14 protein-coding genes are annotated in these 13370 nt (G+C 72.4%); 7 read left to right on the forward strand and 7 right to left on the reverse strand.

Annotation, left to right across the window (positions count from 1 at the left end):
• Positions 1-196: 196 nt before the first annotated feature.
• Entirely contained in the window at positions 197-2857 is a 2661-nt protein-coding gene (locus ACQEV1_RS10360; protein WP_433393319.1) for a S8 family serine peptidase, read from the reverse strand.
• 321 nt (positions 2858-3178) lie between these two features.
• Here ACQEV1_RS10360 and ACQEV1_RS10365 point away from each other — a divergent pair, with 321 nt between their 5' ends.
• On the forward strand, positions 3179-3424 hold the full coding sequence (locus ACQEV1_RS10365; RefSeq protein ID WP_285568428.1) for an SHOCT domain-containing protein: 246 nt from the start codon (positions 3179-3181) through the stop codon (positions 3422-3424).
• Positions 3425-3431: 7 nt separating this feature from the next.
• Here ACQEV1_RS10365 and ACQEV1_RS10370 read toward each other — a convergent pair whose 3' ends face one another.
• The 3 genes from ACQEV1_RS10370 to ACQEV1_RS10380 form a co-directional block, all read right to left on the reverse strand.
• Positions 3432-3986 carry a MarR family winged helix-turn-helix transcriptional regulator gene (locus ACQEV1_RS10370; protein ID WP_433393321.1) on the reverse strand — a complete coding sequence of 185 codons (555 nt, stop codon included), beginning with the start codon at positions 3984-3986 and terminating at the stop codon, positions 3432-3434.
• A gap of 69 nt (positions 3987-4055) precedes the next feature.
• Positions 4056-5156, reverse strand: a complete 1101-nt coding sequence (cax, locus tag ACQEV1_RS10375; RefSeq protein ID WP_433393323.1) for a calcium/proton exchanger — start codon at positions 5154-5156, stop codon at positions 4056-4058.
• An 85-nt stretch (positions 5157-5241) separates the two neighbouring features.
• Positions 5242-6048: an SAM hydrolase/SAM-dependent halogenase family protein gene (locus ACQEV1_RS10380; protein WP_433393325.1), complete on the reverse strand. Its 807-nt coding sequence runs from the start codon at positions 6046-6048 to the stop codon at positions 5242-5244.
• A 99-nt stretch (positions 6049-6147) separates the two neighbouring features.
• Between ACQEV1_RS10380 and ACQEV1_RS10385 the strand changes: the two genes are divergently transcribed.
• The 3 genes from ACQEV1_RS10385 (at position 6148) to ACQEV1_RS10395 (ending at position 7914) form a co-directional block, all read left to right on the forward strand.
• Positions 6148-6474, forward strand: a complete 327-nt coding sequence (locus ACQEV1_RS10385; protein ID WP_285568434.1) for a DUF3263 domain-containing protein — start codon at positions 6148-6150, stop codon at positions 6472-6474.
• A 121-nt stretch (positions 6475-6595) separates the two neighbouring features.
• A complete protein-coding gene (otsB, locus tag ACQEV1_RS10390) occupies positions 6596-7402 on the forward strand; it encodes a trehalose-phosphatase (protein ID WP_285620472.1) in 807 nt (268 codons plus the stop codon).
• A gap of 98 nt (positions 7403-7500) precedes the next feature.
• Positions 7501-7914, forward strand: coding sequence for a hypothetical protein (locus tag ACQEV1_RS10395; RefSeq protein ID WP_433393328.1), 414 nt, complete (start codon positions 7501-7503; stop codon positions 7912-7914).
• Positions 7915-7995: 81 nt separating this feature from the next.
• Here ACQEV1_RS10395 and ACQEV1_RS10400 read toward each other — a convergent pair whose 3' ends face one another.
• The gene (locus ACQEV1_RS10400; RefSeq protein ID WP_285620468.1) at positions 7996-8532 is read right to left on the reverse strand and encodes a PadR family transcriptional regulator; all 537 of its coding nucleotides are present in this window, start codon (positions 8530-8532) and stop codon (positions 7996-7998) included.
• 82 nt (positions 8533-8614) lie between these two features.
• On the reverse strand, positions 8615-10333 hold the full coding sequence (locus ACQEV1_RS10405) for a serine/threonine-protein kinase (RefSeq protein WP_285621998.1): 1719 nt from the start codon (positions 10331-10333) through the stop codon (positions 8615-8617).
• A gap of 54 nt (positions 10334-10387) precedes the next feature.
• Here ACQEV1_RS10405 and ACQEV1_RS10410 point away from each other — a divergent pair, with 54 nt between their 5' ends.
• From ACQEV1_RS10410 to ACQEV1_RS10420, 3 genes are read left to right on the forward strand one after another with little or no spacing between them, the layout of a single operon-like run.
• Positions 10388-10939 (forward strand): RNA polymerase sigma factor, encoded by a 552-nt coding sequence (locus ACQEV1_RS10410; RefSeq protein WP_285568439.1) that lies wholly within the window; start codon positions 10388-10390, stop codon positions 10937-10939.
• Positions 10939-11382 carry a helix-turn-helix domain-containing protein gene (locus tag ACQEV1_RS10415; RefSeq protein ID WP_285620465.1) on the forward strand — a complete coding sequence of 148 codons (444 nt, stop codon included), beginning with the start codon at positions 10939-10941 and terminating at the stop codon, positions 11380-11382. The genes ACQEV1_RS10410 and ACQEV1_RS10415 overlap by 1 nt, the downstream gene beginning before the upstream one ends.
• A gap of 58 nt (positions 11383-11440) precedes the next feature.
• A complete protein-coding gene (locus ACQEV1_RS10420) occupies positions 11441-11848 on the forward strand; it encodes a VOC family protein (RefSeq protein WP_285620464.1) in 408 nt (135 codons plus the stop codon).
• Between the two features lie 30 nt (positions 11849-11878).
• Here the strand turns inward: ACQEV1_RS10420 and ACQEV1_RS10425 are convergent, their stop codons facing one another.
• Positions 11879-13300 carry an alpha,alpha-trehalose-phosphate synthase (UDP-forming) gene (locus tag ACQEV1_RS10425; protein ID WP_285620461.1) on the reverse strand — a complete coding sequence of 474 codons (1422 nt, stop codon included), beginning with the start codon at positions 13298-13300 and terminating at the stop codon, positions 11879-11881.
• Positions 13301-13370 lie beyond the last annotated feature (70 nt).

The raw sequence follows: 13370 nt of genomic DNA on the forward strand, positions 1-13370 counted from the left end.
CGGCGGGCGGGCGGATCTCCTCCGGCCGGTCACGGGGCGCGGTACGGACGCCGGGGCTTCGGCTCGGCTCCTCTTCGACGGGGAACTCGCCGAGGCCGTAGCGACGCGCGAGGCCGGTGGACCGCCAGAACGCGCACCGCCTCTCACCACTTCCCGCACCCGCCTCGCGGCCTGGACCGGCTGAGGCGGCGATGGGTCAGGAGGGCGGGCGCTGGTGGTCTTCGTCCGGGTCCGCGGTGGGGAGGGCGGCCGTCTCGTCGGAGGCGTCCTGCGCGGGTGCGCTGCCGGTGTCGTCCAGGTCGCTCTTGGCGGAGGACTCCCAGTTGGTCATGTCCTTCAGCCGGTCGAAGCCGCGCCGGATGCTCTCCCAGCTCTCGTCGGCCAGCGGAGTGCCGACGTCGGACGAGGAGTCGAACGGGGAGTCGTCGCTGAGCGGGTCGGGCTCCGCGCCGCGGAGGTCCTGGTACGCGGACGTGGGATGGCCGTTGGTCTCGGCGGGGTCGCGGGGCGGCGGCTCGAAGGGCTCGAACGGTCTGGCCGGCGGCGGAGTCCCCGGCACCGGCGGCTCGGCCGGCGGAGTCTCCCGCGCCTCCGGCTCACCCGGCTCCGGCCGACCCGAGGCGCCGGTCGGCGAGGAGGTCTCGGCGGGCAGCCGGTCCCAGGCTTCGGTGGGCGACGAGGGGTCGGCGGGCGGGTGCTCCCAGGACTCGGTGGGGGACGACGGCTCGGGAGGCAGCCGGTCCCAGGACTCGGTGGGGGACGACGGCTCGGGAGGCAGCCGGTCCCAGGATTCAGTGGGGGACGACGGCTCGGGAGGCAGCCGGTCCCAGGACTCGGTGGGGGACGACGGCTCGGGAGGCAGCCGGTCCCAGGACTCGGTGGGGGACGACGGCTCAGGAGACAGACGGTCCCAGGACTCGGTGGGCGATGACGAGTCGGCGGGCGGCAGGTCCCACGAGCGGTCCGCCGGGGGCGGCTCGTCCCAGGAGCGCTCCGCGGGGGACAGCCGGTCCCAGGACGGCGCCGGCGTCTCCGGATGCTCCCCCGCGGGCGGCCGCTCGTCACGACCGGGCGGCGATGTCTCGGGCCGGTCCCAGGCGGTGCCGTTGGGCGAGGGGTCCCAGGAACCGGCCGAATCGTGGCGATCCCAGGGGGTGACCGGGGGTGATGCTTCGGAGGGTGCGGGGTCCCAGTGGGGCGCGTCGTCGGCGGGTGAGCTCGGATGACGGTCCCAGGGGGTGACCGGGGGTGATGCCTCGGAGGGTGCGGGGTCCCAGTGGGGCGCGTCGTCGGCGGGTGAGCTCGGATGACGGTCCCAGGGGGTGACCGGGGGTGATGCCTCGGAGGGTGCGGGGTCCCAGTGCGACGCGTCGTCGGCGGGTGAGCTCGGACGGCGGTCCCAGGGCGTCACCGGCGGCGAGGCTTCGGGCGGTCCCGCGTCCCAGCGGAGCTCCTCTTCCGCAGCCGGCTCCGGGCGGCGCTCCCACGGGGACAGGCCCGACGACCGGCCCGTACGCGACGGCGGCGGCGACGGCCGGCGTTCCCACGACGCGGGGGCCGACGAGGCGTGCGCGGCCACCGGCATGGGGGACGGCTCCGGCTCCTCCGGCTCTGCCGCGGCCTTCTCCCGGGCGATCCGCCGCCGTCGCTGCCGCCAGCCGAGGATCAGGCTGAGCAGGATCAGGGTGCCGCCACCGCTCAGGACGGCGATCAGCATCAGGTCGGGGTCGTTGTGCTCGGACGCCGTCGGTGCCGGCCGGGCCGCCGTCGGCGGCGTGTGCACGGACGTGCCGTCGTGCTCGGCCTTGTTGATCCGGGCGGCCGTGCGCAGCGCGCCGTACGCGTCGGCGACGCCCGTGCCGATCTCGTTGCTGCGCCCGTCGGGCGGCCGGTGGGTGGCGCCCTCCTCCAGGGCCTGCTTGACCTCCTGCGCCGTGAGGTTCGGGTAACGCGCCTTGACGAGCGCGCTCATGCCCGCCACGAAGGCGGCCGACGAACTCGTGCCGGTGCCGAGGATGTAGCCGTGCCCGGCGGCGTCGGCGCTGACGATCTCCACGCCGGGGGCGGCGACCGAGATGTAGGTGTGCCGGTTGGTGAACTTGGCCGCCTTGAACGCGCGGTCGGTCGCGCCGACGGCGATCACTCCCGGGTAGGCGGCGGGGTAGTTGCGCCGGTTGGCGCCGTCGCCGTCGTTGCCCGCGGACGCGACGAGCACGGTGCCCTTGCCGAGGGCGTACTTGATCGCCGCCTCTTCGGCGGCGTTGCCGTTGTAGAACAGGTTGCCGCCGCCGAGCGACATGCTGATGACCTGCGCGCCGTGGTCGGCGGCGTAGCGGATGCCCTTCGCGACGGCGTCGCGCGCCCGGTTGACCTGGGCGTGGTCGTTGCGGATCGGGTCGTTCAGCTCCCAGGTCACCCGGATCGACAGGATCTTGGCGTCGGGCGCCACGCCCATGACTCCCGCCGTGGCGCCGGCGCCGTGACCGTGCCCGGCGATGAGGCTCGCCATCTCGGTGCCGTGCCGGCCCCAGTAGCGGCCGCCCGGCTTGCGCCCGTGGCCGGTGAAGTCGGGGCCGTCGATGACGCGTCCGGCCAGGTCGGCCTGGTGGCCGTCGACGCCGGTGTCGAGCACCGCGACGGTCACGCCGTTGCCGCGGGAGTACCTCCACGCGCGGGAGATGTGCAGCGCGTCGAGAGTCCACTGCTGGCCACGGTAGAGGTCGGCCGGCGCGGCGGCCGGGCGGGTGGGCGCGGAAGGAGAGGCGGACTGCGCGGCGGGAACGGACAGCACGCCGACCGCGATGCTGACCAGCACTGCCGAGGCCACGCGGGGGAGGGCGCGGCGAACTTCGGACAAGTGCACCGGTTCCCTCCCGGCGGTCGACAGCGAGCGTAATTCTGCCACGGCGTGAGGTCGGATGCTCACGCGATTGAGTGTGACCTACGGTGATCGGGGGGAATATGGTCGAAATCCCGAGAGATGTGTACGGTGCACCTTGTACGCGTTCCGGGCCTGTGATCCCGATGGCCGCGCGCGGCGTCGTCCGCGCACCCCTTCCCTGGCGGCCATCCGGACTGCCGGCCCGGATTCGTCTGCGGCGACTGCGCCGCCGGGCGTAGGCGCGGAGCCGCCCGCCGTACGACGCGCGAGGCCGTGCCGCCGGGCCACCATCGCCTCATGAACACCATGACGCTGACCGCGTACGGTCCCTGGCACGACGGCCACGCACACGGATGGTGGCCGGTCTTCCCGATCGGGTTCGCCGTGTTCTGGCTCCTGGTCCTCGGCGGCGGGTTCTACCTGCTGTCCAAGCGCGCGAAGTGGAGCCGAGGGGGCGCCGAGCGCGTACTCGCCGACCGTTACGCGCGCGGCGAGATCGACGAGGAGGAGTACCGCGAGCGCCTGGGCGTGCTGCGCTCCTAGAAATCTGTCACTCGTCGGGTCGCCGAGCCGACTCGAGCTCCGGCTCGGCCCCCAGCCCGACGGCCTCCAGGCCGCCCGCGTTCGTGGGGAAGTTCGCGGCGGCCTCGGCGAAGCGGCCGAGCAGGTGTGCGAACATACGCCGATCCTCCTCGGACCAGTCGGCGACGAGCTGGGCGATGAAGCGCCGCCGGAACTCATCGGTCAGCGCCCTGACCCGGTCGCCGGTCTCGGTGAGCCGCAGGTGCGCGCGGCGTGCGTCGACCGGGGACGAGGTGCGCGAGACGAACCCGGCGTCGGTCGCGTGCCCGACGAGCCGGCTGGCGGTCGACGGGTCGATGTCGAGGAAGTCCGCGACCGCGCCCACGGTGACATCGCCGTTCCCGGCGCCGCCCTGGCCCGCGATCGCGTGGATGACCAGGAGACTGGACAGCTGGATCGGCCGCCCGCCGTGCCCGCACCGCTCGCGCAGACGCTGGAGAAACTGTGGCTTGGCCCAGAGCCGGCGGAGCTGGAACGCCGCCCGCTCGATCTCCGCGACACTCGCGTCGATGTGCGGATTCACAAGGTCACAGTAGTTGAGTCGGAGGAATATGACGCTCGTCCGGTTTCGGCCGTTCTAGTGCTTTTCATCTCATCCCCACCAGAAGGCCGTCGCGATGATCCCGTACAGGACGATCAACGTCGCCCCCTCCAGCCAGTTCGACTCGCCGTCGAGCACCACCAGCACGGTGATCACTACCGCCATGATCAGCACGGCGATGAGCAGCGGCGACAGCACCAGTGTGAACGACGCGCCGACGATCGGCGAGAGCAGCACGAGGGCGGGGGCGACGACCAGGGCGATCTGCAGCGGACTCTGCAGGATCACCGACAGGGCGTAGTCGGACTGGTTCTTCAGGGCGAGCTGGATGCCCACGACGTTCTCGACGGCGTTGCCGGCGATCGCCACGATCACCAGGCCGGCGAACGCCTCGGAGATGCCGAGCGAGGAGATCGCCGGCTGTAGCGCGGCCACGAACCAGTCGGAGACGAAGGCCGCGCCCACACCGGTGATCGCCAGCATCGCCAGCGCCAGGCCGAGCGGCCAGGAACGGTGCTTCTCCTCTTCGCCGCCGGACGGGGCCGCCGCCGAGGAGGGCTCGGGCTGCTCGGCGCTCTTCTGCCGCTTGATCGAGGACGGCAGCGACGCCACGAACAGGCAGAGCAACAGGACCGACACGACGATCGACAGGTCCCGCTCGTGCAGCGCGGCGCGCGTCGCGTGCGAGCCGAGCGCCGCCGTGAGCGAGGGCACGAGGAGGGCGGCCACCGAGAGCGCCAGGAGCATCGACAGCGTGCGGGCGGCGTCGTTGCCGAACTTCTGCCGTCCGTGCTTGATGCCGCCGAACAGGAACGCCAGGCCGAGCACCAGCAGGACGTTCGCCAGGATCGACCCGACGATCGTCGCGGTCGCCACGCCGTAGAGCTTGTCGCGCAGCGCGAACAGCACGACGAACAGCTCCGGCAGGTTTCCGAGCGCGCTCTGCACCACGCCGGTGGCGCCCGAACCGAGCCGGTCGCCCAGCGCCTCGACGCTGCGGCCGACCAGACTGGCCAGCAGTGCCAGAGCGATCGCCGCGATCACGAACGGCGCGATGTCCCCGCCGAGCCCGGCGTAGTGGGTGACGCCGGCCCCGGCCGCCACCACGATCGTGGCGATGATCAAGCGCCAGTCAGAGCGCGTGAAAACCATGCCATGATCATGCCTTATCCGGACCAGCCGCTTTGAAGGTTTCGTTACCTTCAAAGTGTCGTATCTCGGCCGAAGGCGGGATGGATCAGTCGGCCACAGTGAGGCGTACGTGGGCTCCCGGGGGCAGGCCCAGGCGCTGGGCGGCGTCGCCGGCGTTGACCGCGAGGGCCACCCGGCCGGCCGCGTCGGTGTAGGCCACGAGCTCGCCCGGCGGCACGGATCCGAACGTCTCTCCGTACGCCATGCGCAAGGAGTGCCGGCCCAGCGTGACCGTGAGGGCGCCGCCGCGCCGTGCGCCGATCGCGTCCAGGTCCGTACGGGTCAGGGAGAGCTGCACGTTGCCGAACCGGTCGACCGTGACCACCTCGCCCTCGGCCGTGCCGTCGCGCACCGCGCGGGCCGGCGGCGGCAGCCGTACGAGACCGGCCGGGTCGATCTCCCGCCCGACCGCCGCGACGTCGCGGCCCGCGGCGATGTGGGCCGCCACGGGGGCGAAGATGTCGCGGCCGTGGAAGGTCGCCGAGACCGGCTCCAGCCACAGCTCGCTCTCGGTCAGCTCCCACGCGCGCAGGTCGGCGCCGGCAGCCGCCCAGGACAGCACGCCGTTGTCCGGGCCGATGAAGACGCGGTCACCGACCGCGACCGCGACCGCGCGCCGCCGGGTGCCCACGCCCGGGTCGACGACGGCGACGTGCACGCCGACCGGCAGGTACGGGACCGTCTGCGCCATGATCGCGGCGCCGCGCCGTACGTCTCCGGGCGGGACGAGGTGGGTGATGTCGATGATGCGAGCGTGCGGGCAGATGCCGACGATGACCCCGTGACATGCGGCGACGAAGCCGTCTTCCAGTCCGTAGTCGGTCAGTAGCGATACGCAGTGATCCGGCGTCACAGTTCAGGCTACGACAGCGTCCATCCGTGAGAACAGCGCGAACATGTCACTGAGCACGCGTAGCATGACAGCCCCCCGAACCCGTACAGAGGGGACCTGATGCAACCGGCGGACGCCCGGGGCAGCGGCCCTGAGAAAAACCCTGACGACAACGGCCCCGAACGCGACGGTGACGGCGGTCTGACCGACCGTGACCTGAAGATCCTCGCCTTCGAGCGGCAGTGGTGGCAGCACGCGGGCGCCAAGGAGCAGGCGATCCGCGAGCACTTCGGCATGTCCTCCACCCGCTACTACCAGCTCCTCGGCGGGCTCCTCGACCGTCCCGAGGCGCTCGAACACGACCCCATGCTCGTGAAGCGGCTGCGGAGGCAGCGGTCGCAGCGCCAGCGCCAGCGGGCGGCGCGCCGCCTCGGCATCCGCACCTGAGGCAGACTCCTCGCCGTCCGTCGTGGCGGGCCGTGCGTACGCCGCCGCTCCGCTACCGCCGGGCGAACACCGCGGCGCGGCACCGGCCGCCCAGCGGCGATGTCGGTACGCTGGGCGACCCATGAACGTTGAGTCCCGTACGGCCGAAGGTGCCGAAGCCCTGTCCGTGATCAAGGCGCGGCCCGGCAAGACGCTGGCCGCCTTCGACTTCGACGGCACGCTCGCGCCGATCGTCGACGACCCCGACTCCGCCCGGGCCCAGGACGGAGCCATCGCGGCGCTCGCCGAGCTCGCGCGCCATGTCGGCAAGGTCGCGATCATCACCGGGCGTCCGGCCGCGACCGCGGTCGAGAAGGGCGGCCTGTCCGGCGTCGAGGGGATCGTGGTCCTCGGCCAGTACGGCCGCGAGCGCTGGGAGGACGACGTCCTCCGGTCGCCGGAGCCGCCGCCGGGCGTCGAGGAGGCGCGGCGGAAGCTGCCCCGCCTCATCGAGACGGCCCCGGAGGGCGTCGCCATCGAGGACAAGGGCCACGCGCTGGCCGTGCACACCCGCCGCGCGGCCGAGCCGGAGGTCGCCCTCGAACGCCTCCGGAGCATCGTCGCCGCGCTCGCCGAGCGCACCGGTCTGGTGGTGGAGCCCGGACGGTTCGTCCTCGAGCTTCGCCCGCCGGGCATGGACAAGGGCGCCGCGCTGCGCGCGCTCGCCGCCGAGCTGGGCAGCGCCGCCGTCCTCTACGCCGGAGACGATCTCGGTGACCTGGCCGCCTACGACGCGGTCGAGGCGCTGCGCGAGGAGGGCGTGCCGGGGATCAAGGTGTGCAGCGGGTCCGACGAGGTGACCGCGCTGGCCGACCGCGCCGACATCGTGGTCGACGGCCCGCCCGGCGTCGTCCGGTTGCTCGATTCCCTCACGAACGAATTGTTCTGACAGTGGGCTTCCTGCGAAACCGGTAGCATCCCCGGCGATCAACTCCTTTTCGCGGCGGAATGAGCCTTCTGTCGCACCCGAAGTGAAAGGTGAGACGGATGGCCGTTCGCAAGGAGACCATCAAGCAGCAGGCGAACGAGATGGCCGCCCAGGCACTTCAGCCCGGCGAGCCGATCATCAGTGGCGTCTACGCCATCACGGGCCCGAGCCCGTGGCTGATGAACCAGCTCGGCCTGCTCGGTCAGTTGTTCATCGACTATTACTACGTCGCCGTGACGCCGCAGCAGATCATCTTCGTGAAGATGAACCGCATCTCGAACCGGCCGAAGGAGATCGCCTTCACCGCGCCGCTGCAGAGCGTCCGGATCTCGAACTACAACCGCGCCGCCCTGTGGAGCTCGTTCCATTACCAGACGCCCGCCGCGCAGAAGCCGCTGCGCCTGAACGTCCACCGCATCTGGCGGCAGGAGCTCGACGCGCTGATCGGTGCGTTCGGCGTGCCGGTGGCGTGAGTACGGAGAGCCGAATCGAGCGCCCGGCGGCGAGACCGCCGGGCGCTCTTTCGTCGCCGGAGACGGGTGCCGGGCGGTCGCTCAGTCCTCGTCGTCGGCGAGGATGCCGTACAGGCGCCGCCGCGCGTCGTTGATGACCTCCAGCGCGCGTGCCTTCTGGTCTTCGCTGCCCGCGTGCATGACCTGGCGGATCGCCATCATGAGCCGGCCCATCGCGTCATGGAAGTGCGTGGCCGCCTCGCCGGCGTCCTCGGTGATCTCGGCCCAGGGCGGCGTCCGCTGCGACTCCGCCTCGGTGCGCCCGGACGCGGCGAGCGAGAACAGCCGCTTGCCCGAGGACTGCTCGCCGCTGATCAGCCCCTCGTCCTCGAGCAGCTGAAGCGTGGGGTAGACCGAACCCGGGCTCGGCCGCCACAGCCCGCCGGTGCGGCTCTCCAGCTCCTGGATCATCTCGTAGCCGTGCATGGGCCGCTCGGCCAGCAGCGCCAGGATCGCCGCGCGGACGTTGCCGCGCTTCGTCCGGCGCCCGCCGCGGCCGCCCCGTCCCCGAGGTCCGAAGCCGGGACCCCAGCCGCCGAACGCGGCGCGCTCCTCACGGTGCATCGATCGTCTGCGCATGTCTCTCTCCCGGCCGAGCTATTACCGATATATCGTACGCGATCCGGAGAGGTCGGCCGGCCGGGGGAGCGCCGGCATTTGATCAGCCCTTCGTCTGGATGCTGTCGAGGATGGTCCGGGTGATGTCCGGCGGCCCGGTCAGCTTCACCCGGACCCACAGCGCGAACCGGCCGCCGGAGTCGCGCAGCCCGACCTCGTTGACCGTGATGGAGTCGCCGCAGGTCCATGGGGTGATACGGCCGCTCAGCGAGCCGTGGCGGTACGCCCGGGAGGTGCCGCGCGTGCACTTGGCGGAGTGGTCGCCGAGGCCCGCGGGCGGGAGCCTGACGTTCAGGTCGTGGGTCAGCCCGGCGAACACGCCGGGGACCCGCGCGTCGTCCCGTACGAACTGGGCGTAGTCCGGTGTCGCGCGCAGCGCGGGCGCGGTCGCGCCGTCGCTGACCTGTACGGGCCAGTGGCTGTGGTCCCGCTGCAGCTTCCAGGACGGCGGCACGCGGAGGCTCAGCCGCCCGGTCGTGTCGGTGACCGGCACCAGGCCGTCATCGGTCGTCGTCTGGTCCTTGCCGGCGGACTGGGTGGCCTTGACGCCGGTGAGCCTGGCGATGCCGTACGCGCCGCCTCCGCAGCCCACGAGGACCGCCGCGAGGCCGGCGGCGACCAGCACCCGGCCGCGCGTGGTGTCGCCGGTACGCACCTCGCCGGCGGGCGCGGCGTCCGGCTCCGGCCGGTAAACCGGCAGGTCCACCCGCGTCGCGTCCACCGAACTCTCCACGTAGGGCCGTGGGTTCTGCGCCGTCCGCTCGTACGGCGGCGGCACCCGGACGGTGCCGTCGCCGGGCGGGGGTCCATGGCCACCGGGGCGGAACGACGGGTCGGCGGTCGTCGGGTCGGCCACGGTGTGGTCGAACCCCGGTCCGCCGGAGACCGTGGGGTCGCGCACCGTCGAGTCGTCGTCGAAGCCGGCCGGGGCGCGGTCGCCGTACGCCGGGCCGGGCGCGCGGTGCCGGCCGGACACCTGCGAGAGCGGCCCGGCGAGCGCGGCGGCGAACGCCTCCGCGGTGGGCCAGCGGCGCTCGCGGTCGGCCTCCAGTGCCCGCATCACGATCTCGTCGACGGCCGGCGGCACGCCCGGCCGGAGCGCGCTCGGCGGCGCCGCCACCGGCGCCGTGCCCGGCGCGCGGCCGGTGAGGAGGTGATAGGTCAGCGCGCCCAGGCCGTACACGTCGGCGCGGACGTCGAGGCCGCCGCCGAACCGCGCCTGCTCGGGCGACATGTACCCCGGAGTGCCGACCGGAAGGGTGAACGCGCCCGAGGCGTGCGCGAGCGCCTTGGCGAGGCCGAGGTCGGCGATCAGCAGCCGCTCACCGCCGTCCGTGGTCGACTGGAACAGCACGTTCGACGGTTTCAGGTCGCGGTGGATGACGCCGAGCCGGTTGATGACCTCGACGCCCCGCGCGACCTCCGTGGCCAGCCGGAGCGCCTCGGCCACCGGCAGGTCGCGGTCGCGCATCCGGTCCGCGAGGGTGCCGAGGTCGGCGTAGGACATGACGAAGTAGGGGCGCCCGTCGGCGAGTTCGCCGATGTCGTGCACGCGCACGAGCCGTTCAGAGTCGGCACGGCGCAGTATCTTGGCCTCCTCCAGGAAGCGGCTGCGTACGTCGAGGTCGTCGATGAGTCCGCCGGCCAGCACCTTCACCGCGACCTGGGCATCGAGAACCTCGTCGTGGGCGAGCCACACGGAGGCGAAGGCTCCCGATCCCAGAACACGATCGATTCGGTAACGGCCGACGGCCGAAGGCATGGACACCCCCGTATCATGCCCAATGCGGGGCGATGCTGAGGGCGAGGACGGGTCATGGCGTACGACGAGCGGACCGAAGAACTGGCGAAGCGGGCCGCCGGGGGTGATCGGGCGGCTCTCGAGGCACTGCTGCGGGTGATCGAGCCGGACGTGCTGCGGCACTGCTCGCGGTTCCTCCCGTGCCGGCAGGACGCCGAGGAGGCCTGCCAGGACGCGTTGATGCAGGTCGCCCGCAACATCAACCGCTTCGAGGGCCGGTCGCGGTTCACGACGTGGCTGCACGTCGTGGTGGCCAACTCCGCGCGTTCGACCTACCGGTCGCTCAAGCGCCGCTCGATGGAACAGGCCGGTGAGCTGCCCGACCAGCGGCCGGACCCGCACCGGACGAGCGTCATCGCCGGCTCGCGCGTGGACATCCTCGACGCGATGGAGGACCTGGAGCGCCGCAAGCCGGACCTCATCGAGGCGCTGGTGCTGCGCGACGTGTCGCAGCTGGAGTACACCGAGATCGCCACGCAGCTCAACCTGCCGCTGGGCACGGTGAAGTCGCGCATCCACGAGGCACGCAAGCAGGTCCGCCAGAGTCTCGGCGACGGCTACAACTGATGCCGGGCCCGGTCCCGGCCGTCGCCCATCTGCGGCGCGCCCGCGACCTGATCGACCGGCGGTTCGCCGAGCCGCTCGACCTCGACGCCATGGCCCGCGCGGCCGGATTCTCCCGCTTCCACTTCGCACGCGCCTTCCGAGCGGCGTACGGGGAGACGCCGCGCGCCTACCTCACCCGGCGTCGCGTCGAACGCGCCCAGGACCTCCTGCGTGCCGCGAACCTCACGGTCACCGAGATCTGCCACCTGGTGGGCTTCTCCAGCCTGGGCTCCTTCAGCGCGCGGTTCTCCGAGCTCGTCGGCGTCCCGCCCACGGAGTACCGGCGGCGGCACGTGGAGCGCGGCGCGCGGCCGCCGATCCCCGGATGTTTCCTCATGGCCTGGTCCCGGCCGCTGCCGGGCGGAGCAATCGCGGAGAAGCCGCCGGTCACCGGCCACTCGTAGGCTCGTCGGAAACCGCCACTGACGAGGGGAAATGCCAATGATCAGCCAGATGTCCCACATGACGATCTTTGTGCTTGACCAGGAGCGGGCCCGGGAGTTCTACACCGAGAAGCTGGGCTTCGAGGTGCGCGCCGACATCACGATGGGCGGAGAGTTCGACGGCGCGGGTCAGGGCTTCCGCTGGCTCACCGTCGGTCCGCCGGACCAGCCGGACTTCGAGGTCATCCTGGCCGACTGCTCCATGGGCCATGACGAAGGCACCGCCGAGCAGATCCGTGAGCTGGTCGCCAAGGGCGCGCTCAGCACGGGAGTGATGGACACGCCCGACTGCCGCAAGGCGTACGAGGAGCTGTCCGCACGCGGGGTGGTGTTCCTGCAGGAGCCGGCCGAGCGGCCGTACGGGATCGAGGCCGTGCTGCGCGACGACTCGGGCAACTGGTTCAGTCTGACGCAGCGGACGCGGTGACCGCGCGCGGCGTACGGCCGGCGCCGGACCTCAGCCGAGAGCGGCGAGCTGGTCGGCGAACCAGCGCTGGGGCGGCAGGGCGGTCGCGACGGTGGCGAGGCGCTTGCGGCGTTCGGCGCGTTCGTCGGCCGGCATCAGCAGGGCCCGGTGCAGCGCCTCCGCGGTCTGCGACACGTCGAAGGGGTTCACCATGATGGCGTCGTCGGACATCTCGTCGGCGGCGCCCGCCTGGTCCGACAGCACGAGGGCACAGCCGTTCTTCGACAGCGTCGGGCCCTCCTTGGCGACGAGGTTCATGCCGTCGCGGATCGGGTTCACCAGCAGCACGTCGGCCAGGCCGTACGCCGCGAGCGAGCGAGGGTAGTCGTCGTTGACCTGCAGAATCAGCGGGTCCCACGTGCCGTCGCCGAACTCGTCGGAGATCTCGGCGGCGATCCGCTGCACGGCGGCGGTGTACTCCCGGTACTCCGGCAGGTCGTGCCGCGACGGGTAGGCGAACGCCAGGTGCACCACCCGGCCGTGCCACTCGGGGTGCTTGGCAAGCAGCTCGCGGTACGCGGCCAGGCCGCGCACGATGTTCTTGGACAGCTCGGTGCGGTCGATGCGCACGATCAGCCGCCGGTCGCCGACCTGCTCGCGCAGCGCGGCGGCGCGGGCGGTCACGTCCGGCTCGGCGGCGCGGGCCCGCAGGGCGTCGCCGTCGACGCCGAGGCCGTGCACGCCGACGCGGGTGACGTGACCCTGGTGGGTGACCGTACGGGCCGCACGGTCGACGTCGGCGCCGAGGATCTCCGCGCAGCAGTCGAGGAACGCCTCGGCCCAGCGCCGGGTCTGGAACCCGGCGTGGTCGGCGCCGAGAATGCCCTCGAGCACCTGGTTCCCGATGTCGTCCGGCAGCAGCCGGTAGTACTCCGGCGGCGCCCACGGCGTGTGCGAGAAGTGTGTGATCTTGACGTCGGGCCGGCGTTCGCGCAGGAGCGTGGGCACGAGTGTCAGGTGGTAGTCCTGCACGGCGACCTTCGAGCCCGGTGCGGCGTCCTGGGCGAGGGCGTCGGCGAAGGCCGCGTTGTAGGCCTCGTAGGACTGCCAGTCGCGGCGTGACCGCGCGTCGAAGAGCGGTTTGTTCGGGGTGTCGTACAGCATGTGGTGCACGAACCACAGCGTGGAGTTGGCGACCGCGTTGTAGGCCCGGTGGAAGGTGCCCGCCGGGATGTCCAGCATGCGGACGGCGCCGATGCCGGGGACGTCCAGCCGGCCCTCGGTGGCGCGTCGCGCCGCGGTACGGTCGGCGTCGGACAGCGTGGCGCAGACCCACAGGATGTCGCCGTCCAGCTCGGCCAGCGCGGAGACGAGCCCGCCGCCGCCGCGTCGCATCGAGAGTGCGCCGTCGTCGGCGAGGGAGAAGGAGACCGGACCACGGTTGGACGCGACGAGCACCTGCGTGTCAGCCATGGGGGGAGAGTAACCGGCGGCCGTCGTCCGCAATCGCCGAAGGTCGGCCTCTGTCCGTTTCGTGACCATA

The sequence above is a fragment of the Actinoallomurus sp. CA-142502 genome, assembly GCF_050936355.1.
GTDB classification, from domain to species: Bacteria; Actinomycetota; Actinomycetes; order Streptosporangiales; family Streptosporangiaceae; genus Actinoallomurus; species Actinoallomurus iriomotensis.

What these genes read in the sequence shown, in the direction of transcription:
- ACQEV1_RS10365 (WP_285568428.1), top strand. Translation starts at nt 3,179, where the DNA reads ATGAACACCATGACGCTGACCGCGTACGGTCCCTGGCACGACGGCCAC.
- ACQEV1_RS10395 (WP_433393328.1), top strand. Translation starts at nt 7,501, where the DNA reads ATGGCCGTTCGCAAGGAGACCATCAAGCAGCAGGCGAACGAGATGGCC.
- ACQEV1_RS10400 (WP_285620468.1), bottom strand. Translation starts at nt 8,532, where the DNA reads ATGCGCAGACGATCGATGCACCGTGAGGAGCGCGCCGCGTTCGGCGGC.
- ACQEV1_RS10415 (WP_285620465.1), top strand. Translation starts at nt 10,939, where the DNA reads ATGCCGGGCCCGGTCCCGGCCGTCGCCCATCTGCGGCGCGCCCGCGAC.
- ACQEV1_RS10385 (WP_285568434.1), top strand. Translation starts at nt 6,148, where the DNA reads ATGCAACCGGCGGACGCCCGGGGCAGCGGCCCTGAGAAAAACCCTGAC.
- ACQEV1_RS10410 (WP_285568439.1), top strand. Translation starts at nt 10,388, where the DNA reads ATGGCGTACGACGAGCGGACCGAAGAACTGGCGAAGCGGGCCGCCGGG.
- ACQEV1_RS10405 (WP_285621998.1), bottom strand. Translation starts at nt 10,333, where the DNA reads ATGCCTTCGGCCGTCGGCCGTTACCGAATCGATCGTGTTCTGGGATCG.
- ACQEV1_RS10425 (WP_285620461.1), bottom strand. Translation starts at nt 13,300, where the DNA reads ATGGCTGACACGCAGGTGCTCGTCGCGTCCAACCGTGGTCCGGTCTCC.
- ACQEV1_RS10420 (WP_285620464.1), top strand. Translation starts at nt 11,441, where the DNA reads ATGACGATCTTTGTGCTTGACCAGGAGCGGGCCCGGGAGTTCTACACC.
- cax (WP_433393323.1), bottom strand. Translation starts at nt 5,156, where the DNA reads ATGGTTTTCACGCGCTCTGACTGGCGCTTGATCATCGCCACGATCGTG.
- otsB (WP_285620472.1), top strand. Translation starts at nt 6,596, where the DNA reads ATGAACGTTGAGTCCCGTACGGCCGAAGGTGCCGAAGCCCTGTCCGTG.